The sequence below is a fragment of the Exiguobacterium sp. s132 genome (genome assembly GCF_018617235.1).
GTDB lineage: Bacteria > Bacillota > Bacilli > Exiguobacteriales > Exiguobacteriaceae > Exiguobacterium > Exiguobacterium profundum.
This window is the reverse complement of record NZ_JACSJU010000003.1, coordinates 102,469-123,773: the sequence shown is the minus strand read 5'-3', so window position 1 is coordinate 123,773 and position 21,305 is coordinate 102,469. Positions and strand designations below refer to the sequence as shown.

The 21,305-nt window shown below is 46.9% G+C and carries 17 protein-coding genes and 1 other annotated feature; of the genes, 3 read left to right on the top strand and 14 right to left on the bottom strand.

Going from position 1 to position 21,305, the window contains the following annotated elements:
• Positions 1-6: 6 nt before the first annotated feature.
• The 14 genes from deoD to KNO78_RS12935 all read right to left on the bottom strand — a co-directional run bounded on the left by deoD (position 7) and on the right by KNO78_RS12935 (position 15,309).
• Positions 7-720 (bottom strand): purine-nucleoside phosphorylase, encoded by a 714-nt coding sequence (deoD, locus tag KNO78_RS13000; RefSeq protein WP_015880817.1) that lies wholly within the window; start codon positions 718-720, stop codon positions 7-9.
• 15 nt (positions 721-735) lie between these two features.
• Entirely contained in the window at positions 736-1,446 is a 711-nt protein-coding gene (locus tag KNO78_RS12995; RefSeq protein WP_074037751.1) for a response regulator transcription factor, read from the bottom strand.
• Positions 1,443-3,200 (bottom strand): sensor histidine kinase, encoded by a 1,758-nt coding sequence (locus KNO78_RS12990; protein WP_074037752.1) that lies wholly within the window; start codon positions 3,198-3,200, stop codon positions 1,443-1,445. Before KNO78_RS12990 ends, KNO78_RS12995 begins: the two co-directional genes overlap by 4 nt.
• Before the next feature lie 97 nt (positions 3,201-3,297).
• Entirely contained in the window at positions 3,298-4,512 is a 1,215-nt protein-coding gene (locus KNO78_RS12985) for a M48 family metallopeptidase (RefSeq protein ID WP_214691480.1), read from the bottom strand.
• 98 nt (positions 4,513-4,610) lie between these two features.
• A complete protein-coding gene (locus KNO78_RS12980) occupies positions 4,611-5,711 on the bottom strand; it encodes a PQQ-dependent sugar dehydrogenase (protein WP_214691479.1) in 1,101 nt (366 codons plus the stop codon).
• A 37-nt stretch (positions 5,712-5,748) separates the two neighbouring features.
• Positions 5,749-7,209 (bottom strand): MDR family MFS transporter, encoded by a 1,461-nt coding sequence (locus KNO78_RS12975; RefSeq protein WP_214691478.1) that lies wholly within the window; start codon positions 7,207-7,209, stop codon positions 5,749-5,751.
• Positions 7,210-7,272: 63 nt separating this feature from the next.
• On the bottom strand, positions 7,273-7,992 hold the full coding sequence (locus tag KNO78_RS12970; RefSeq protein ID WP_214691477.1) for an ABC transporter ATP-binding protein: 720 nt from the start codon (positions 7,990-7,992) through the stop codon (positions 7,273-7,275).
• The gene (locus KNO78_RS12965) at positions 7,985-8,782 is read right to left on the bottom strand and encodes an ABC-2 transporter permease (RefSeq protein ID WP_159563549.1); all 798 of its coding nucleotides are present in this window, start codon (positions 8,780-8,782) and stop codon (positions 7,985-7,987) included. Before KNO78_RS12965 ends, KNO78_RS12970 begins: the two co-directional genes overlap by 8 nt.
• A gap of 3 nt (positions 8,783-8,785) precedes the next feature.
• Complete coding sequence (locus KNO78_RS12960) at positions 8,786-9,340, bottom strand: nitrous oxide reductase accessory protein NosL (protein WP_214691476.1); 555 nt, start codon at positions 9,338-9,340, stop codon at positions 8,786-8,788.
• Positions 9,327-10,511 carry a right-handed parallel beta-helix repeat-containing protein gene (locus KNO78_RS12955; RefSeq protein WP_214691475.1) on the bottom strand — a complete coding sequence of 395 codons (1,185 nt, stop codon included), beginning with the start codon at positions 10,509-10,511 and terminating at the stop codon, positions 9,327-9,329. The genes KNO78_RS12960 and KNO78_RS12955 overlap by 14 nt, the downstream gene beginning before the upstream one ends.
• Before the next feature lie 146 nt (positions 10,512-10,657).
• Positions 10,658-11,950 (bottom strand): ABC transporter substrate-binding protein, encoded by a 1,293-nt coding sequence (locus KNO78_RS12950; RefSeq protein ID WP_196431581.1) that lies wholly within the window; start codon positions 11,948-11,950, stop codon positions 10,658-10,660.
• Between the two features lie 159 nt (positions 11,951-12,109).
• Complete coding sequence (gene asnA, locus KNO78_RS12945) at positions 12,110-13,090, bottom strand: aspartate--ammonia ligase (RefSeq protein ID WP_214691474.1); 981 nt, start codon at positions 13,088-13,090, stop codon at positions 12,110-12,112.
• A 69-nt stretch (positions 13,091-13,159) separates the two neighbouring features.
• Positions 13,160-13,400 (bottom strand) — a binding site (T-box leader).
• Between the two features lie 104 nt (positions 13,401-13,504).
• Positions 13,505-14,407: a carbohydrate ABC transporter permease gene (locus KNO78_RS12940; protein WP_078146321.1), complete on the bottom strand. Its 903-nt coding sequence runs from the start codon at positions 14,405-14,407 to the stop codon at positions 13,505-13,507.
• Positions 14,404-15,309: a carbohydrate ABC transporter permease gene (locus KNO78_RS12935; protein ID WP_196431582.1), complete on the bottom strand. Its 906-nt coding sequence runs from the start codon at positions 15,307-15,309 to the stop codon at positions 14,404-14,406. Before KNO78_RS12935 ends, KNO78_RS12940 begins: the two co-directional genes overlap by 4 nt.
• 244 nt (positions 15,310-15,553) lie before the next feature.
• Between KNO78_RS12935 and KNO78_RS12930 the strand changes: the two genes are divergently transcribed.
• The 3 genes from KNO78_RS12930 (at position 15,554) to KNO78_RS12920 (ending at position 21,302) form a co-directional block, all read left to right on the top strand.
• Positions 15,554-17,239: a formate--tetrahydrofolate ligase gene (locus tag KNO78_RS12930; protein WP_214691473.1), complete on the top strand. Its 1,686-nt coding sequence runs from the start codon at positions 15,554-15,556 to the stop codon at positions 17,237-17,239.
• A 14-nt stretch (positions 17,240-17,253) separates the two neighbouring features.
• Complete coding sequence (locus tag KNO78_RS12925; protein ID WP_214691472.1) at positions 17,254-18,162, top strand: alpha/beta fold hydrolase; 909 nt, start codon at positions 17,254-17,256, stop codon at positions 18,160-18,162.
• Between the two features lie 170 nt (positions 18,163-18,332).
• On the top strand, positions 18,333-21,302 hold the full coding sequence (locus KNO78_RS12920; RefSeq protein WP_214691471.1) for an SH3 domain-containing protein: 2,970 nt from the start codon (positions 18,333-18,335) through the stop codon (positions 21,300-21,302).
• The last annotated feature ends 3 nt before the right edge of the window (positions 21,303-21,305 follow it).

The window sequence follows — 21,305 nt, the reverse complement described above, 5'->3', positions numbered from 1 at the left end:
AATCGCTTAGTTTGTTACTTCGACGGCTGTGTCGAGAGCGACACGAATCATTTCATCAAACGTCGACTGACGCTCTTCTGAAGTCGTCTCTTCACCCGTCAACAAGTGGTCAGAGATCGTGAGGATCGTCAACGCGTTCACTTTATGTTTCGCTGCAAGCGTGTAAAGACCTGCTGCTTCCATCTCGATCGCGAGGCAACCGAAGTCCGCCCATTTCTTGAAGTGATGGAAATCATCTTGATAGAATTGGTCAGCCGTGAAGATTTGTCCGACTTTGACCGGGATACCCGCTTTTTCTGCATTCATATACGCACGATGTAGGAGGTCGAACGTCGCTGTTGGCGCATAGTCCATTCCGTTGAAACGGACACGGTTTTGTCCCATTTCACTTGATGCGCTCATCGCGATAACAACGTCACGTACCTTAACATCTTCTTGAATTCCGCCCGCTGTTCCGACACGGATCAAGTTTTTAGCACCGTACGACATGATGAGTTCATTCACGTAAATCGACATCGATGGGACACCCATCCCTGTACCTTGCACTGAGATGCGTTTTCCTTTGTATGTTCCCGTGAAGCCGTACATGCCACGAACTTCGTTATATAATTCGACGTCTTCTAAAAACGTTTCCGCGATATACTTGGCGCGAAGCGGATCCCCTGGAAGTAATACCGTTTCTGCAATTTGTCCTTCTTGAGCTCCAATGTGTACACTCATGTTTGAATTCCTCCTTTAAGCTTGTCGTTGAACTTGTTCCCGAAATTCGTTCGGAGTAACACCGACTTGTTTTTTAAAGACCTTTCGGAAATATTTGTCGTCCGAAAAGCCGACTGCTTGGGCGACTTCATAGATACGCTGTCTACTCGTTTCTAACAGGCGCTTTGCTTCATTCATCCGAATTGTCAACACGTACTCAGATAGATTCACGCCATATTGTTGTTTAAATCGTCGTGAGATATACTCCCGACTTAAGTAAAACCGTTCACTCATTCCTTGCAAACTCAGCTCTTCCGCAAAGTGCTGTTCAATGTACGTACCAATTTGGGCAATCGGATCTTCACTCGACTCCGTCATCACGCCCGCTAACGCCCGTGACAACGTATCGTTTAGTACATCCGGGTCGATCGGCTTCAACAGATAATCAAAGCTCCCGTACTGGATGGCCCGGCGCATGTACGAATATTCATCGTAACCTGTCAACACAACGAGCTTAGAGGATGAAGCGTGGTCGTGTACCCACTCCATCAGCTCGATTCCATCACAATGTGGCATTTGAATATCCGATAGAATTAAAGCAGGTCGCTCCTGCTCGATGAGCGCCTTTGCCTCAAGTCCGTTCTTCGCCTCGAGTACGGCCTTCACACCGAACCGCTCCCATTCGCCGAGTAATTTCACCGCTTCCCTTACTGGAGATTCATCATCTACAATCAACACTTTCGTCATGATGCCACCCCTTCATCCGTTGCCGGGAAACGCATCATGATTCGAAAACCGCCTGTTTCAGGTGTAGCCAACATAAATTCTGCCTCCCGATTATAGTTTAACATGAGTCGATCACGAATGTTTCGTAATCCTGTACCCTCTGTGTCATAAAATGTCGAGTCCCCTTGTTCAATACGTGACATGACCCGTTCCCATTCTTCCGTCGTCAAGGAACGTCCGCTGTTCTCACAGCGAATCACGAGTGTCGCCCCTTCCATCCAGACCATCACGTCAAATCGATTCGCTAAAGCCGAGCCGTCTCGCTCGAACCCATGTTTGAAAAAGTTCTCTGCGAGCGGCTGTAAAATCATCTTTGGAACAATCAGTTCATGGAGGTCCTCAGGGACTGAGACGCTCACTTGAAACTGATTTGGAAAACGAACGTCTTGCAGGCGAATGTATGAGTTCAAATGCTCGATTTCTCTCTTTAGCGTGACCATCGACTCTTCTGGATGCATCGTATATCGCATCATCGAAGAGAGTTGTGTGATCAATCGATAGACGGTTTTGCCATCTCCCTTTAAAGCCAGTGTGCCGATCGACTGTAACGCATTGAATAAGAAGTGCGGATTAGTTTGCGCCTGTAAGGCACGTAGTTCATTCGTTCGGTTCTCTAAGGCAAGCTTATACTCCCGTTGAATCAGATCGTCGATTCGCTCAATCATCCGCTTGAACTGTCTCCCGAGTACGCCGAACTCATCATTTCCGAGGGAATCGAACGAGACCGTCATATCGCCTTGCTCAATTCGCCAAATGTTCGAGGTCAACGTCTTAATCGGAGTCGTCAGTTTCATCGAGGCGTACGTGGCGCCAATCAATGCCAGAATGAGTGAGATGATTCCGACTAACAAAATAATGAACGATGTTCGTGAAGCCGGTTCCGTCAAGAGCTGATCTGGAATCGACTTCCCGACATAGAATTGCTGATGGTCGAACTCAAATGTTTTCGTGATTTGATGATGATTTCCATCGGTCGAGAGCGATCTCGGTTGAAACGACGAAGGAATCTCGCCATCTCCAAGATGGGCGAACACACGATTGTCCTCACCAACGAACCATAGACTTTCCTCCGGACTATTTTGAAGAGAAGCCAACTGTCCGATGAACAGATCTTCCGGGATATCGAGCGACAGAATCGCGAGCGGTTCGTCCGTTTCAATTTTATCGAGTCTGAAATGGAGGGTGACGACATCTTCTTGTGTCATGATTGGTCCGAAATCATGATACGGAATGAGCGGATGTGACGCTTCAAGCAAGACACGACTTTTCGGATTATTCAACAACTGTCGTTGGACAGCGCTCGGTTCTTTTTTGGAACGCGGTGATACTTTCATTTTATACGCTGCGAATGAATCCATGTCTTCAAGCATCAACAGCTGAATTTGCGCCACGTCTTCCCGGGACAAATACATTGCGAGGAGCGCTCGTCGCACTTCAATCTCCGTTTCTCTTAACGACAGTCCCGGTCCGTATTCCAGTATGTCCAATACGTCACGATCTGCGTATAGGCTAGTCGGCAAGCGACTCAAGTCAGAGATATAGCGTTCCATCTGACGCGTCCCCCGTTCAAGCGACCATTCCGTCATTTCAAGACCGCGTTCACGTTCTCGATCCTCCACATACCAAAATGAAATGATTGTCGCGATAATGACTGGCACGATGATGGTTAATGCAATCATTCCTGTTAACTTTGTCCGAATGCTATTCACCGACATCCCCCCTACCCCATGAGTATATCACGCGTTATGCAAACGTTTGCAAGAATCATAAAAAAGAATCCTCATTTCTTTCGAAACAAGGATTCAGCGACTATTAATAGGATTCCATTAAATCAATGAGTTGTGGTCCGTGTCCCATTTCTCGTGCCACATCAATCGGTGTCATCCCCTCTTCGTTCTCGATGGTCACGTCTGCACCGTGATCAAGTAAGAGGAGGACCGTCTCAGGATCGATGTCGTCATTATAGAACAAGTTATGGAGTGGTGTTTCTCCATATTCGTCTTGAATGTTCACATCCGTCACGTTTGCCAGTTCCGCTTCAATTTCTTCATAACTCGCATTCATGAACGTCAATTCTTGAATCGGTTCACCTAATTCCATTCCCCAATCCTCTTCGAGATCTTCGCTCATTGCCGATGCGACAAAGTCAGATAAATCATCGTTCATGACGAGCAAGGCGATGATTGCTCCGTTACCGATGACAGTCAATAGAATCATCGAAATGATAGAGGCTTTCACATATCCCGCTGTTTTAAAGACCGGTACGTTTTCTTCGCCCGCATGTGTCGCAATCGCTGCAATGCGTTTCGGTAACGTCGGATGCGTCGACAACAGTTCACTATATTTCGCGATGAATCCGTTCTCTCTGCTCGCTTCATACAGATAGTCAAACTCATTCACTTCTTTCGCGAGCGGTCCCCCGATCGCAAGTACGGTCAACGCTTGTTTCGACGCTCCAAAATCTTGAAGATAATGCGCTGCCATCCGGTCACACGTATACTCACATGCACGCGAATAAGCTGATCCTAAAAACGGAATGATGCTACCAAGTAAGACAACCCATTGTTTTTGAACGTGGTTCCGACGAATATGTGCCAATTCATGTGCGATGACAAACTCGACTTCTTTCGCCTGTCCAGTACGTGTCAATTCCACGACATCAGAATATAAGATGACCATATTCTTTTGGAAGAATCGCGTGGCGAAAGCATTTAACACACCACCGGCCTGTAAGATATACACATCTGGCAACAAACGAATCCCCATCTCAGCCCCGACGCGTTGAACCAGCTCATGAAGCTCTGTGAACTGACGAGGCGTCACCTTGACACCGTTCGTCCGAATATACCCGATTTGAATCCAGTGCGTAAACATTGAGAGTGCTATGATCGTCCCGATGATCCACAAGAAAAGACCGAACGATGCAATCGTCAGTACGATTCCTAAAATCAAGACGAGTACGCTTGCTGCGACTAATAATGAGAAGTATAAATTTTCTCGTTTATGTACCAAGTTTGAATGATTCATCTAAATTCCCCTTCTTTTTCCAAAATACATGTTTAATTATACCGTTCCTTCCAGAAGAAACAACGAAAAAAAATAGAAACTGACGGATTCGTCAGTTTCTAGCGGATGGTCACTTGATAGAGTTTGTCGTCTTGCGATTGCGGATTGCCTCGTCCGTCCGTATTGTTCGAAATAAAATACAACGTATCGTCGTTCAACCACACATCACGAATCCGTCCTACCCCTTCGACAATTGTCGTGACTTGCTTCGTTTCACGATCGATGGCCACGAGCCGCTCATTCCGAAGTGTCGCCATGTATACGTACCGTTCATCGGTCGCAATTCCAGATGGTGCCCAAGACGTCTCACCAACTTCAAACCATGGCGTGATGAGACCGTCTCGTTCCTCGTTTGCCTCAATGAGTGGCCATCCATAATTGTTTCCTTCTTCTATCACGTTGACCTCGTCATGTCCACTCGCCCCATGCTCACTCGCATAAAGCGTATCATCCATCCGGCTGAGTCCTTGAGGGTTTCGATGACCAAGTGAATAAATCCAGTCGGTCGGTTCGCCTTCACCCGATAATGGAATTCGTAAAATCTTCCCCGCCAAAGATGACTCGTTTTGAGCAAGTTCTGGCACGAGCGCATCGCCCGTCGTCACCCAAAGATACGCTCCATCGACTAATAGACGTCCACCGTTATGGAAACGTGCCCCTGGTATCTCGTCAATCAAGACACCAGTTTCCTCGAAACGTTCTCCATCCCACGTCAACTCTACCACCCGGTTCTTGACGTCTCTTCCCGATGAACCGTACGTATGATATGCGTAAAGGATGCCACTCGATTCAAAATCGTCGCTCAGCGCGATGCCGAGGAATCCTCCTTCACCAATCTCAAATACGTCTTCGTCCAAGTTCACGTCAGATTGCGTCGCGCTACCGGAATCATCGATTACCGTGATGGTCCCACCACGTTCCGATACGAACCATTTATCCGCACTTCGAGCGAGTGACCACGGGATCTCTAGATTCTCAGCGACGGCGGTCACTTCCCCGATGTTCAGTTCCGTCTCTTTAGTGGTATTCGATTCTTCAGATGTTGCCGACTCATCACGAGTCGATTCTTCAGCAGGTGGTGGCTCCGTACCTTCGTTCGTCGGTTCTGGCGTACATCCCATAAGAAACAATAGTGTCACAATCCCAATTTGACGTTTCATGTCGGTTCGCCTCCCTTTCCTTCATCATACCCTTGTTTTACGAACGCTGTGAAGGTTCCGGTGGGCGGGCCGGCAAACGAGTTGCGATGATGAATGCAATCACGGCCGCAATCATCGCCCCGATGAAGATCCCATTCAACCCGGTCGCGATGATTTGTTCACCTTGCAGACGGACAGACGCGCTTAACGTCTCCGTCACACTTTGATTGAAGAAGTCTTCCAAAGACACTTGGGATAAGGAGCTGCTTTCTTTAAAATCATTGAGTACGACAAAGTTAAAGACGGCTCCAAAGACTGCTACACCGAGCGTTTGACCGACCGTACTTAAGAAGGAGTTGGTCGCAGTCGCCGTTCCTCGTTGCTGATAGGAAACGACGGTTTGTAAGACGACGATAAACATCGGCTGTGACAATCCGAATCCTACCCCAATCAAAGCCACCGCACCATATACCCAGAAATCCGAGCTTGATTGAGATAAGAGTGTCAACGTGAGGGTTCCGATGACGAGTAACCCCATACCAACCAACGCGCGACGTCTCGGGGATGCCACACCGAGCGTCCGTCCTCCGATAATCGATGTGAATGTCCATGCAACAGACAACGGCATCAACATGAATCCAGCCTCGGTTGCTGTTTTTCCTAATACTGCTTGCGCCCAAATTGGGATGTAAGCTGACATTGAAACGAGCACCCAAGCTGCAAAAAAGACAGAGCCGTTGATGGCCGCAATCGTTGGTTGCTTGAGCAAATCAAACGGCAATAAAGGAGAGGTTGCTCTTCTTTCCGATAGGAAGAATCCCCCTAACAAAACAAGACTAATTACGCCACTCCCGACGATGGTCGTCGTCCATTCATTCGTTTCACTGAACGTGATCAAGGCGTATAAAAACGCGGTCGTTCCTCCAGCGAACAAGAGAGCACCTTTCAAATCAATCCGCTCGCTCGTTTCAGCGACGGTTTCTTTATAAAAGACGATAATCATGATGAACGAGAGTAACGCAAATGGCACGTTTAATAAGAATACGTAACGCCAAGACAACGTTTCGACCAAAAATCCACCGATGACGGGGCCAAGCACACCCGATACACCCCAGACCGCACTTAGAATTCCTTGAATTTTCCCACGCTCTTCGTATTTATATAAATCTCCAATAATCGTCATCGAAATCGGAAGCACGGCTCCGGCCCCGAGACCTTGCAGCGCCCGAAAGACAATGAGTTGTTCCATCGATGTCGCTAACCCACATAACAATGAAGACACGGTGAACAACCCGATTCCAAACAACAGGACGCGCTTTCGCCCGAATAAGTCTGCCACTTTTCCATAAATCGGTGTCGAAACCGCTGTAAAAAGTAAGAAAGCGGCAAATACCCAGCTGACGAGCGTCGCTCCGTTCAACTCACTGGCAATGACCGGTGTCGCAACCGATACGACCGTCCCTTCAATCGCTGCTAAAAAGGTTGCCAGTAATAGGGCAACCGTCACATTTTTTCTCATTCATTCCATCTCCCCAAAAAAATAGTGGCGTCGGAAGGTTCCGAGCACCACTTCAACTGTCTATTATTTTGTGCGAGCCGCGTCCATTTGACAAGTGTCATCTTTCGATTCGAAAAAGAATTCTCTTAGTCGTTCATATGCGGCTTGTTCTTCTTGGACATATACCTTCCCACAAACAGCACCCGCTCGCATCATCCAGACCTCATCTGCCAACATGGCGGCGACGTCAAGTTGATGCGTTGAAAACACGATGGTCGCCCCCCGTTTGGCCTCTTGTCGCAATAGTTCGCTGAGCATTTGCATCCATAGCGGATCGAGTCCGTTCGTCGGTTCATCCAACAACAAGATGTCTGGTTCGCTTACAAGAGCTTGAGACAACAAGAGACGTTGCCGCATCCCTTTTGAGAGTTCGGAGACGCGCTTTCGTTTATGCTCGTACAGACCGACTCGTTTTAAAATCTCCAGAGTCGGATGTGCCCCTTGCAAGGTAGCGTAGTAGATGAATGTCTCCTCAACTGTCCATGCCTCATCAAAATAGAAATCATCCGGCATATAGCCAAAACTCTCATTATATTTCGCGCGTTGTTTGATCGTATAACCATTCAATTGAATGTTGCCGGTACTCGGTTTGATGGTACCATTCATCAGATTCAACAGCGTCGATTTTCCGGCACCATTGCTTCCACACAACGCCACGATTTTCCCCGAGACGATATCTTCACGAATGGGATGGAGTGACCACGAATCACCGTATTTTTTCCCTACATCCAAACAGTTAATCATGACGATTCCCTCCGTACATCACCGTCGAGGCAAGTGATAACAAGAAACCACTTGCCGTAAGCAAGCTCAACCAGACTCCAGCGTATCCAATCGGTCGATGCATCCAATTCAACAGATGGAGATAGACATCCCCAAACACATCTGAAGAGGATACAATCGTACTGGCCCATACACGCATCAAGTCAAATCCATTCAGAAACAGCGCCACAATCATGCCGTTCACTTGCATACCGTAAGGGAGCCAGGAAACGATGGTCACGAGAAGCGTTGGCCAAAGCAACACGAGGATCGTCCATGTGAGGAAGGCCAGTAACATCGCTCGAATCCGCTTGCGCGCGATTAGTCCAAGCAAAGTTCCGAGCGCTGTCGCGTAGATTGTTAATCCAATGGCGTAGGAAAACAAAATCATCCAAGTCTCACCTGATTGTCCGACAACGAGCGAAGCAACGAGGAAAGCCAACAGCAGAATAAGTCCTTGTGTCACGAGAAATGAACTGAATCGGACTAAAATCAACTTCCATTTAGGATAGGTAAATGTTGAGAGGAGATTCAATCGCTTCGATTCCTGTTCCTGTCCCCAATGAAGCGCTGTCGTCAATAAGATGAAAAGAGGAAGTAACAGACCGAGCACCGTGATGAGCGTCGCACTTACGTTTGTATAGTCCGCAGCAACCGGTAGTGCTTGTCCGAGTCCTCCGAGTAGAACGAGCGTGAGAATCCATATAACTAAGAATACATAGTTCTCACGCTGTCTCAGACTCCGCGCCCATTCCATTCGCCACAGTGACATCGATTATTGCCCTTCTTCTTCTGTATCCATGTCCATTTCGCTATCTTGATCCATTTGATCCATTGAGCCTTCGCCATCCATCTTCATGTGCATCTCGCCGCGCTCCCACGAATGGTCTTTCAATTGTTCGAAGTCCATCATATCTCCACCATTCTCTTCGATATAGGCTTCAGCATCAGCCTCTTTCGCGAACGAGAGAATATTGTACGCCATTGGTGTTTTCGACTCTTTGTCGTACACGAACATCGCTTCGTCTAATTCGACCCAATCTTTCGTATTGAAATCTTTCACGTACATCGCAGCAATATCTTCTTCTTTTTGTTCAGGATACCAATCACGCATGAGACAACCGATGTCATCAAACGCATATCCTTTTTCATTTTCCATGATGGCTTCCGCTGCGAACTGCTTATCCATGACTTTCATTTTACACACTTCACACTCTGTTTCGCCCCATTTGATTTCAAACGGTTCTGCCGATGCACTCGAACATGCTCCGAGTGCCAATGATAATCCTGCGATGGATAATAATCCTGCTACTTGTTTATACGATTTCATGTCGTTTCCTCCCAAATATCCAAATGATAATAAGTAAAATGATACTCCCTAAATTCCAAATCGAACCGCTCCACTCCCACCTTGCTGTATAGGTTTGCGGTGAAAGGTCCGTCAACGATACATCGTTCGGACTTCTCAGAATGTTTTCTAATAGGAGAAGTCCCGGGGACCCGTATAATAATTCTAGCGCTTCATATGAATCAGTTAATAAGAACAAGTACGGTTCGGTTTGAAATGGGATTTCGCTATACCCGTCACGATCTAGGTCCAACGTCGTCCCACCCCAGACATTTCCTTGTACAACGTTGTCATGCGACTCGACCATCGTCACCGGTTCACGATTTCCTAACAGGTTATTTTGAAGAATCATCATCCCCGTTGCTTGCTTGAATTGAAAGCCGATATCGTTGCCGTTAATCGTATTCCGTTCAAGAATCGTTCCTACTGACTGCTCCGCGAACAAGCCGATATGATTTCCAGATACGTTCGTCATCTCGATGGTCGTATCGATTGCCTCATAGAGCATCAGCCCCGTCGCCGTTCCACCGAACTGGTCGTGTACATTCCCATTTTTTAAGACGACTCGATTCGTTCCCATAATCATCGCACCGGTCAAATTATGATGGAGTTCGGGCACCGAAATCACCACGTCAGTCGGAAACATCAAGTGAATGCCGTAGCGTGAATGCGAAACGACCGGTCGAACGATTGTGTGCCGAGATCCATTCTCTATGTATATCCCGTCTCTCACTCTCTTCACTACAACTCCACGCAGTTCGGTCGCCTCACTATCAAGGAGCACCATCCCATCCGCCTGTCCATTCCCGTCAATGGACATTCGTGTGACTCGAACTCCATAACTATCCTCAATCAATAGTCCAGTACCAGCGGACTCGATCGACACATCAAGCAGTTGATGTCCGAGACCAGATACTTGGATGGCTGGTACATCGTCGTTCTCACATTGTTGTACTGATACACGTTCGAGAACAGCACCGGTTCCACGCATGATAAATGCGGGATGGCCACAACTCGTATATGTTTTTCCGTCTCCATCCACATGCTCATTCGACTCAATGACGATGGGTTCAGTCAACGGAATCGAGTGTTCTTCCGCCTCTACCTGTGTTGTCCAACACAAAAATAGGATACAACTCAATATTCGTTTCATGCCCCCTCCTTCTCATAAGCGCTTACAACATCCATTCTACTGAAACCCCCACCGGTATGTGTGTGGTTTATATGGGATTCCTGTGACAATTTCTTCATAAAAAAAACACAGACGGTGAAGGGGTCGTTTCACCGTCTGTGCCATGCTTATTTCACTTTGTCTTGCCATACTTTCGTGAAGTCCTGAAGCATCTCTTCACCTGTTTTTTGTCCACCGACATATGCCTGCATAAGGGCACCATATTCATTCACTGCTCCATCCGGATACTTAAACCAGTTCCAAGAGATGGTCTTCCCTTCATTCGAATACGCCAAGATATCGTCTGCGAGTGGTCCAAGGTCGTTGGCTTCAATCGACTTGAAGGCAGGGATGAACTTGAACTTGTTGACCATGTAGTCTTTCCCTGTATCCGACGTCGCCATCCACTCTAAGAAGTCTTTCGCTTCTTCTTTATACTTCGAATTTTTGTTGACGACCCAGTTGTTCGGGACACCGACCGGAAGTCGGTCCATCTTCTCCGCATCGTCATTGATTGGGATTGGGACGAATCCCATCTCCATATCTGGATTTACGTCGAGGATCATTTGTTGTGCCCAGTTCCCTTGTTGGAGCATTGCTGTCTCTCCTTGGGCGAACTGTGTGACTTGTGTATTGTAGTCCGTCGTCAACGGGTTTTTGTTTCCGTATTTAATCGTCAAATCAAACAATTTCAAAAACTCTTGGAACTGTTCATTGTCTTCAAACTTCGCTTTATTCTCATTGAGCGCTTGAATAAATGCATCCGGGTCGTCTTGTTGCGCCATCGGAATGTTCAACAAGTGGATTCCTAAAATCCAGAACTCTGCATAACCGACAGAGAACGGTGTGATTCCCGCTTGCTCAAGTTTTTCAGCAGCATCTGTCAGTTCAGAGAGTGTTTTCGGTAACTCTTTGATCCCTGCTTTTTCAAATAGTTCTTTATTATAGATAAATCCGTAACCTTCGAGGTTCATTGGCATTCCGTACAGTTTACCGTCCATCGTCATCGGCTCTTTGGCGACTTCTGTCAAATCTCCGACCCACTTCTCGCTTGAGAGGTCCTCGAGTTTATCTTTCCATGTTTGTGCTTCCGTGAATCCACCGTTGTTGAAGATATCCGGTTCATTTCCTGAGGCGAATTGTGATTTGAGGGCCGCACCGTAGTCTGCTCCACCACCGACGGTTTGAACCGTGACTTTCACACCCGTTTCCTCTTCATACTCTTTTGCCATCGCTTCAAGGTCTTTCGCAATCTCCGCTTTGAATTGGAAGACGTTTAACGTGACGTCTTTTTTGTCGCCGCTATCTGCATTTCCTTCAGAAGAACCTTCGTCCGTGAGTGATCCGCCGCCGCAAGCCGCGAGTGATAAGACCATTCCAGCCGTCATGACCGCTGTAGACAATTTCCACTTCCGTTTCATCTCATTTCCTCCCTTAACCTTATCCATCTTTACAAACTCAACTTTAAATGAAAACGCTTCCACAATGTAGGTGTCAAAATTGACGGATAGGGTGGAAAATGTTGCACAGAAAAACAGGACTCTTTTTTCGAGTCCTGTTCCGTGTTTCTTCTTATTATATTACAACAAGCTGATGCCAGCTTCTTTACACGATTGAATGACTTCTTGCGGCCAAACCGATGTTTGCACTTCTCCGATATGACGCGCGCGCAAGAGATACATTGCGACACGCGATTGTCCGATTCCGCCCCCGATTGTAAGAGGAAGCGTTCCTTCGAGCACTCCTTGATGGAATGGGTACGCGCGCTTCTCTTCCGCGTCTGCTTTCTTCAGTTGCGCATCAAGTGCCACTTCGTCGACACGAATGCCCATCGATGACAGTTCAAATGCTGACTCGAGCTCAGGGTGCCACACGAGAATGTCTCCGTTAAGCGACCAATCATCATAGTCTGCCGCTCGTCCATCGTGTTTCATACCTGAAGCGAGAAGATCTCCGATTTGTGAGATGAAGACCGCACCGTACTCTTTACAGATAGCCGTTTCACGTTCTTTCGGCGTCATCGTCGGATACGTATCCTCCAACTCCTGACTCGTGATGAAATGAATCATTTCCGGAAGAATCGCTTCAACACCGTACGCTTTCTCTACTTCCGCTTCTGTTTCACGGAGCGCAGCGTAAATCGACTCCACCGTTGCTTTCAAATATTCCATCGTCCGTTCTTCTCGAGCAATCACTCGTTCCCAGTCCCACTGATCGACGAATAAAGAATGTGTCGCGTCGAGTTCTTCGTCGCGTCGAATGGCACGCATCTGAGTGTACAATCCTTCACCGACACCGAATCCGTAACGACCGAGCGCTTCACGTTTCCATTTCGCGAGTGACTGAACGATTTCAAGTTCATGTCCCGGATACATCGTATCAAACTGAATGATACGCTCCACACCGTTCAAGTGATCGTTGATCCCACTCGCCGATTCGACGAATAGCGGTGCTTGTACTTGAATCAGTCCGAGTTCACGTGAGACTTTCTCCTCAAAGAGTGCCTTTACTGCTGCAATCGTCTGCTGTCTTTCTTTCATCGTGCTTGTTGCTGTTGTCATTTTCCGTTTCCTCCAATTGTGGAATATTTGAAAATGAAGCCATGAAAAAAAGCCCTCCATTCCCATCGAACATGGGACGGAAGACTTCGGTTCCGCGGTGCCACCCAAATTAGTAGACGAATCTACTCACTTTTTCGAGACAATCATCTCGTAACTCCGATAACGGGGAGCGGTCCGGCTACGTCTACTGGCAAAGCGTTCGGGTAGCGACTCCAGGAAGTTTTTCGACGAAGGGTTAAGACCGGGCTCACACCACCCCCGGATCGCTTGGCTCACTACCTTCGTGTACTCGTCCTTTCGACGTCGTTCACAATTGAATTGAGTTCATTATTATAAATATTCAGATTAATGTCAACGATTTTTTTCAAAAAAAATAATCCTCCGTGTAGCGAACGGAGGATTCCCTTGGGAGGGTTATTTAATCGAACCGCTTGTGATCCCTTTGATGATATGCTTTTGCATGCCGAAGAAAAAGACCAGAAGGGGAACGATTCCTAACACTAAACCTGCTAATGCCAAATCCCATTGTTTCGTGTACTGTCCAAAGAAATAGAATGTCGCGAGCGGGATGGTCCGTAACTCGACATCACGAAGAACAAGCGATGGTAATAAGAAGTCATTCCAAATCCATAGACTGTTCAAGATGACGATTGTCACCGTGATCGGCTTGAGAAGTGGAAAGACGATGCGCCAGAAGACACCCCATGTCGAGCAACCGTCGATGATGGCGGCTTCTTCAATCTCCTCAGGAATCGACTTCATGAATCCGTGATAAAGGAATACTGAGATACCAGACCCAAAACCTAGATACATGACGATCAGGCCCCAATGACTATTCAACAGACCGAGGATACTCGAAACTTTCACGAGCGGAATCATGATGGACTGGAACGGAATGACCATCGCTGCCACGAACAAGAAAAAGATCATTGTGGAAACCCAATGTTTCGTCCGAACGAGTTTCCATGCCGCCATCGAGGTGAAGATGACAATGACCGCATTCGCTCCGACCGTGATGAGAAGGGAGTTCAAAAAGACACGTCCATAATTCATCGCTTCCCATGCTTCTGTATAGTTTGAGGTCAACCACTCGTTCGGTAAGGCGGACGTATTCGTAAAGATTTCAGCCATCGATTTGAACGAGTTGGCGACAACGTAATAGAACGGGACCAAATAGAGTAGTCCGAGCAAGATGGCAACGAGCTCAATAATTCCAAGGTTCCAAGAATACGTTCCCGGGCGAAGTGGACGCTGCGGGATACGCTTCGGTGTCTTCTCTACGTTTCTCTCGACATGTTCCAATTTTTCCGTCGTCATGCTTCCACCTCCCGTTTTTTCGTCACGTACACTTGCGTCACCGTAATCGCAGCCACGACCAAGAAGAAGATGACCGCCTTCGCTGACCCGAGACCATAATTATTATTCACAAAAGACTCCGTATAGATATTTAAGGCTAACATCTCGGTCGATTTGAACGGTCCACCATTCGTGAGCGACAAGTTCGTATCAAACACTTTGAATGACCAAGAGATGGTCAGGAACAAACAGATGGTAATCGATGGCATAATCATCGGTAGCGTGATATGGCGGAGCATCTTAAGACGATTCGCCCCATCAATTCGTGCCGCCTCCATCAAATCAGTCGGCACGTTTTGTAGCGCCGCGATGTAGATGACCATGACATACCCGCCACCTTGCCAGATGGCGACAATCACGATTCCCCAAAATGCCGTTTGCGCATCTCCGAGCCATGGTAATTCGAACAGGCTCCACCCCGTCAACGCACCGATCGAGGCAAATCCTTTTACATAAATGAACTGCCAGATGAACCCAAGAATTAAGCCACCGATCAAGTTCGGCATGAAGAAAATTGTGCGTAGGAAGTTTCGCGTCTTAATGTTCATCGTCAATAATAGCGCCAATGAGAAACCGACGATATTCGTCAATAGGACAGACACAAGCGTATATTTCGTCGTAATCCAAAAAGAAGCGCGGAACTGCTCATCTTCAAAGAACAAGCGATGATAGTTATCCAATCCGACAAAGTTCAGTTCTCCGGTCACGCCGTTCCAATCAGTGAAACTATAGTAAATGCCATTAAAAAATGGGATGAGTACGATTGCGACAAATGCCAGAAAAGCAGGTCCAACAAATGCTATAAAGCTCGCAGGTTTCTTCCAATTCCCTCTGCGTTTCGTCCGTTTAGTAGTCTCAGTCATGTGTATCGCCTCCACTATCACTGTATCGTGTCAAACCCTTAATGAAAACGGATACATTTGACGGAAAGGGTGGAAAATATTGAACGGAATGAATGAATTTGAAGGCGTGATGAGTTATGATAAAATCAATGATAATACGAACGGATTAAATATGATTTGCCTTGATTCATATTTTAATCCGAAATTTCCGAATGATTTTAAGAGAATAGAAAGATATCGTTCGATAAACGGAGGGACTTTTTGAATGACAACGACGAAACCATTATCTGACCTTACGATTGCCCAACAAGCCAAAACCTTGCCGATTAAAGACATCGCAGCAAAAATCGGATTACATGAAGATGATCTAGATCTTTACGGGAAATATAAAGCTAAACTTTCTTACGATGTCCTCGAACGTGTGAAAACGCAGAAAGACGGAAAACTCGTTCTCGTCACAGCGATCAATCCGACACCAGCTGGTGAAGGAAAATCGACGGTGACAGTTGGTCTCGGACAAGCGTTGAACCAGTTGGATAAACAAGCAATCGTCTGTCTGCGCGAACCTTCACTCGGTCCGACGATGGGTCTAAAAGGTGGCGCTGCTGGTGGTGGCTTCAGTCAAGTTCTCCCGATGGAAGACATCAACCTCCACTTCACAGGTGATATGCATGCGATCACATCGGCCCATAATACGATCAGTGCCATGATTGACAATCACTTGCATCAAGGAAACGACCTTGGGATCGATGTCCGACATATCGTCTGGAAGCGTGTCCTTGACTTAAACGACCGCGCACTTCGTCATGTCACGGTCGGTCTCGGTGGTCCTGCTCACGGAGTCCCTCGTGAGGACGGATTTGATATTACCGTCGCTTCGGAAATCATGGCGATTCTCTGTCTGGCCGATTCATTGGACGACCTCGAAGAACGCATCAAGCGAATCGTAGTCGCCTATGACCATCAAAAAGAACCAATCACGGCAGAACAAATCGGGGCGGCCGGGGCGGCGACGTTACTGTTGAAGGAAGCCTTTAAACCGAACCTCGTCCAAACGCTCGAACAAACGCCTGCACTCGTTCACGGCGGACCGTTCGCAAACATCGCGCACGGATGCAATTCATTGATTGCAACGAAGACTGCATTAAAGCTTGGGGAGTATGTGGTGACGGAAGCTGGGTTCGGTGCCGATCTCGGGGCAGAAAAGTTCTGTCATATCAAATCTCGAGTCGGTGATTTGAATCCGGATGCGGTCGTACTCGTCGCAACCGTTCGCGCTTTAAAAATGCACGGTGGCGTTTCAAAAGATCAGCTTCACATCGAGAATGTCGGTGCAGTCGGAGAAGGATTGAAATTACTCGCCAAACATATCGATACGATGAAAAAACTCGGACTACCTACGGTCGTCGCATTGAACCGTTTCAATTCAGATACAGAAGAGGAACTTGCAACCGTTCTTGATTGGTGTGCGGCACACGGTATTCGTGCTTCGCTCAGCGAAGTATGGGCAAACGGCGGACTTGGTGGTCGACAGTTAGCCGAAGCGGTCATTGACGCCGTCGAGTCGAACGAAAGCAAACTTACGCCTCTGTATGAGTTGAACGATTCGATCGAACAAAAGATTAAAACCATTGCGAGAGAAGTATATGGTGCTGCAGACGTCGTGTTTACCGCCAAAGCACAAAAGCAAATGCAAGATGTTCAGGCGAACGGCTGGTCGGACCTTCCCATTTGTATGGCGAAGACACCGTTCTCCCTCTCAGACGACCCTTCAAAATTCGGTTATCAACAAGGATTCACCATCACTGTTCGCGAATTAAAACCTTCAGTGGGAGCAGGATTCCTCGTCGCCTTAACAGGCAACGTGTTGACGATGCCTGGGTTACCGAAACATCCAGCAGCTCTCAATATGGGAATTGACGAATCCGGAAAAGCAATCGGCCTTTTCTAATAGGGGGATGACACATGATCGTATCGGAGTTGACGTATCCTGACGGGTATCAAACAGAAGTGATGCACGTTCAGGCAGAGCAATCGATTGGAAAAATATTCATGTTTCACGGGATGCTCGAACATCATGAAAGATATATTGAGTTTGCACAGTTTATGGCAGATAATGGCTATGATGTGTTTGTGTGTGACTTGCGTGGTGCGGGTACAAGCGCTCATGACCAACGCACATATGGGCATCTCACGCCAGGAACGGGATTCCAACAACTTGTTGAGGATGCACAGTTCCTCATCCGTCAATATGAGGATGATCGTCCGACATATCTAATAGGTCATAGTTTCGGTTCTCTTCTCGTTCGAAAGCTCGGTCAAGTCATGGGGCACGCCTTATCCGGAATCGTCGTCGTCGCCCCGCCTCCTCATCCAGGAGTTGCAGGCGAACTCGGGCATCGCTTAATTGCTACCGCGATGAAACGAACACACGAAACACACCAATCTCGTTTTTTTGAACGACTGTTATTCGGACGTTATAATCTTAAGTTTTTACCTGCTCGAACGGATAGCGACTGGCTTTCAAGTGTTCCAGACGAAGTCGACTCCTATCTCGCCGACCCAAATTGTGGCGGTTTGCCTTCCCTCGGTTTTTTACATGAAGTGACACGCGCTTCATTAGATGTCACCACGTCTGCACGGATTCATGAACATCCGAAGTCTCTTCCAGTTCTGTTCGTTGCCGGAATGGACGATCCTGTCACGCATGACGGAGAAGGGTTGAACGGAATCATTAAGAAATATCGTAATGCGGATGTCGAGCTCGCAGTCGTCACTTACGACAATGCTCGACATGAAATCCTTCGTGAAGCACACCGCGAACAAGTATGGTCAGATATTCTTGCTTGGATGAAGCAAAACAGAATCCATTAATTTACTTAATCCCCTTTTATAAGGGGATTTTTCATTTACCTGATTTTAGAAAAATTATTTTAAGCATTTACCTTTTTTGTAATTCTACTTCTTCTTTCCATTTTTTAAGTACGTTATACTTAGACCGCAATCAATTTAATCATGCTCTCTCATCCGAAAGGGGTAACATATTGAAATCGACACTCTCAAGATTAGGAGTAGCCACGATTGTCTCAGGAACGATACTGAGCACTCTCGCACCACTCCAATCATATGCAGCAACATCCGAAGGAACAGTCAACACACCCATTTTAAATGTACGGTCTGATTCGTCGACATCGTCTTCAATCGTCGGCAAATTAACGGAAGGAACAACGGTAGATGTATACACCGTCAACGATGAATGGGCACAAATCAACTTCGAAGGTCAAAAACGATACGTTTCTTCTACGTATTTGACAATCGGTTCATCTATGACAACAGCCTCTACTACATCCGCTTCATTATATGTAGCTGAAATGAACGTCAATCTTCGTTCTTCCATGTCAACGTCCGCTTCAATCGAAACAGTCATCCCAAAAGGATCACTCGTGACGCATCTATCTACTCACGGGGCGACAGGATCTTGGTATAAAGTACAATTTGGTACATATACAGGATATGTGGCAGCACGATACTTCAGCGAAACAAGTCCTTCGTTTTACGCTTCGACAACTGCCGTCTTGTACGATTCGACCGGTTCAGGTGCGTCTAAAATCGCAACGATTCCAGAAGGTGCGAAAGTCACTTACCTCGATTCATTAGGCGCGACGGGTTCATGGTATAAACTCGAATACGGTTCACTTGTCGGTTATGCACCAGCACGTAACTTTACCGCGACTTCGCTTGCTCCAGAAGCAGTCACGACATATTACGCGGTGAAGAATGTCGCGCTCTACAATAGTTCAGGAACTGGTGCATCAAAAATTGCAACAATTCCACTTGGGGCAGAAGTAAAGCGTGTATACGTGAACGGATTGAGTTCATCTTGGTATAAAGTCCAATACGGGGACACGGTCGGCTATGCGGCCGCGCGTAACTTCTCGACATCAAAACCTGAAGCCGTCGTCAAAACAACCTATTATGCGGTTCGAGACCTCGTGTTATATGAGTCATCCGCTTCCGGAGCAGCTCGTCTACGCACGATTCAAGAAGGAACAAAAGTCGTCCAAGTATCGGATGCCAACTTATCGGACTCTTGGTTCAAAATTGAATATGATGGAGTCACCGGCTTCGCTGCCGCTCGTCATTTTTCAACGAAGGCACCTGAAGAAGTGACGATCACACCATACTTTGCGATTCGAAATGTAGCGATGTATAGTTCGTCTGCAGCCGGAGCGACGAAGATTGCCACGATTCCATTTGGTGCAAAAGTAGAACAGCTTTCACAAAGCGGTCTTTCTAGTTCTTGGTTCAAGATTCGCTATGACGGAAAAACAGGATATGCAGGTTCTAGTCACTTTTCATTAAAAGATCCAGAGGTCGTGGTGAAAACAGATTATTATACAACGCGTGATGTCGTTTTATACAACCGCTCGGATGCTGAAAAAGTGAAGGTTGCGGTCATTCCATTCGGCACGAAAGTTCAACAAGTGTCGGAACCTGGTCTCACGGAACGATTCTTTAAAATCGAATACGGTCCGATTACAGGTTATGCGACGGCAGATTACTTCTCGAAAACAGTACCGTCAGACGAACAATACGAAGAAGAACGTCAAGTTCGTATCTATGTAGATGGGAACGAGCCACTCAACGTTCGTTCGACGCCTGAAGTGACAACAGCAAATAAAGTCGGAACGTTAAGTACGGGAACGATTGTCAACATCAAACCAATTGTCGGTTCAGACTGGGCACTTCTTACAAGTGGTACGTATAGCGGCAACTATATTCATACCGATTACGTCGTACCTGTCACAACGACCCCACCTGCGACAGGTATCACGAAAAAAGTTTCGTATACTAGTTATCCGATGACAGTTCGTCAGATGGCAGACCGTCAAGTGGCTCAATTCGCCCAAACGGATGCACATCGATACGATGAAGCCTACCTACCTCGTGCTTGGGTAAGTGTCAACGGATCGACAGGAAAGATTGTGAAATCTGAGATGACTGTTGTCTCAGGGTTAGGAACCGCTTTGAAGATGACAGCCTCTTCAAGCTCGTCCTCGCTCGTCACCATTCCATATGGTGCGTCAATTCAATACGTTGACCGTTATACTTCCGGGTCAACCGTTTGGTATAAAGTAAAATACGGCACGATGACCGGTTACGTGACACCAAGTTCAGTCGTCGGAACCGCCAACATTTTGAGCCGTCCAATTTTAACATCTCATGCGTACGGTCAAATTAATACAGGCGAAACCGTTACGATTACAGGTCAATCCGGCACATACTATACGATTTCGTATAAACGACCGGCCGGACACAATATCCGAGTCTTTGATAACACTTGGCGTCGTGCATCAGTTGATGATCTTCTTCCATACGTCGATCCTAGCCAGATTGATGCAAACTCTCGATCATTCTATCAATTCTTAGATTTATCGAAGAGCGCTGGGACAACTGCGACAACATTGAACAAGGTCCTCACATCAAAAGGAACGCTCAGCGGACAAGGTCAGGCATTCGTTGATGCGGCTAGTATGTATGGCGTGAACGAAGTGTATCTTCTCTCGCATGCCATCCTTGAAACTGGACATGGTACATCCCTTCTCGCAAAAGGAGTTCCTGTCGATAAAGATGGGAATGCATTAATTAACTCGAGTGGGAATCGGATTTATCCGGAACGTCCTGTTGCCGCAACCGTCTATAATATGTACGGTATTCAAGCAACAGATAGCAACCCTCTTGGAAACGGCGCCAAATACGCCTTCCAACAAAAGTGGTTCTCTCCTAAAGAAGCGATTATCGGAGGAGCTTACTGGATTGGGGCTAGCTATATCAATCACCCGACATATAAACAAAATACGCTGTATAAGATGCGCTTCAATCCTTCTTCACCAGGAACGCACCAATATGCAACGGATATCGGATGGGCCGCAAAACAAACGACAAGCATCTATAATATCTATCAATCACTTGATGCTTACACACTCAACTTCGATGTACCAAAATATCAGTAAAAA

Excerpts from the sequence above, each read along its gene's own strand:
- deoD (WP_015880817.1), bottom strand. The coding sequence starts at position 720 with ATGAGTGTACACATTGGAGCTCAAGAAGGACAAATTGCAGAAACGGTA.
- KNO78_RS12995 (WP_074037751.1), bottom strand. The coding sequence starts at position 1,446 with ATGACGAAAGTGTTGATTGTAGATGATGAATCTCCAGTAAGGGAAGCG.
- KNO78_RS12990 (WP_074037752.1), bottom strand. The coding sequence starts at position 3,200 with ATGTCGGTGAATAGCATTCGGACAAAGTTAACAGGAATGATTGCATTA.
- KNO78_RS12985 (WP_214691480.1), bottom strand. The coding sequence starts at position 4,512 with ATGAATCATTCAAACTTGGTACATAAACGAGAAAATTTATACTTCTCA.
- KNO78_RS12980 (WP_214691479.1), bottom strand. The coding sequence starts at position 5,711 with ATGAAACGTCAAATTGGGATTGTGACACTATTGTTTCTTATGGGATGT.
- KNO78_RS12975 (WP_214691478.1), bottom strand. The coding sequence starts at position 7,209 with ATGAGAAAAAATGTGACGGTTGCCCTATTACTGGCAACCTTTTTAGCA.
- KNO78_RS12970 (WP_214691477.1), bottom strand. The coding sequence starts at position 7,992 with ATGATTAACTGTTTGGATGTAGGGAAAAAATACGGTGATTCGTGGTCA.
- KNO78_RS12965 (WP_159563549.1), bottom strand. The coding sequence starts at position 8,782 with ATGTCACTGTGGCGAATGGAATGGGCGCGGAGTCTGAGACAGCGTGAG.
- KNO78_RS12960 (WP_214691476.1), bottom strand. The coding sequence starts at position 9,340 with ATGAAATCGTATAAACAAGTAGCAGGATTATTATCCATCGCAGGATTA.
- KNO78_RS12955 (WP_214691475.1), bottom strand. The coding sequence starts at position 10,511 with ATGAAACGAATATTGAGTTGTATCCTATTTTTGTGTTGGACAACACAG.
- KNO78_RS12950 (WP_196431581.1), bottom strand. The coding sequence starts at position 11,950 with ATGAAACGGAAGTGGAAATTGTCTACAGCGGTCATGACGGCTGGAATG.
- asnA (WP_214691474.1), bottom strand. The coding sequence starts at position 13,090 with ATGACAACAGCAACAAGCACGATGAAAGAAAGACAGCAGACGATTGCA.
- KNO78_RS12940 (WP_078146321.1), bottom strand. The coding sequence starts at position 14,407 with ATGACGACGGAAAAATTGGAACATGTCGAGAGAAACGTAGAGAAGACA.
- KNO78_RS12935 (WP_196431582.1), bottom strand. The coding sequence starts at position 15,309 with ATGACTGAGACTACTAAACGGACGAAACGCAGAGGGAATTGGAAGAAA.
- KNO78_RS12930 (WP_214691473.1), top strand. The coding sequence starts at position 15,554 with ATGACAACGACGAAACCATTATCTGACCTTACGATTGCCCAACAAGCC.
- KNO78_RS12925 (WP_214691472.1), top strand. The coding sequence starts at position 17,254 with ATGATCGTATCGGAGTTGACGTATCCTGACGGGTATCAAACAGAAGTG.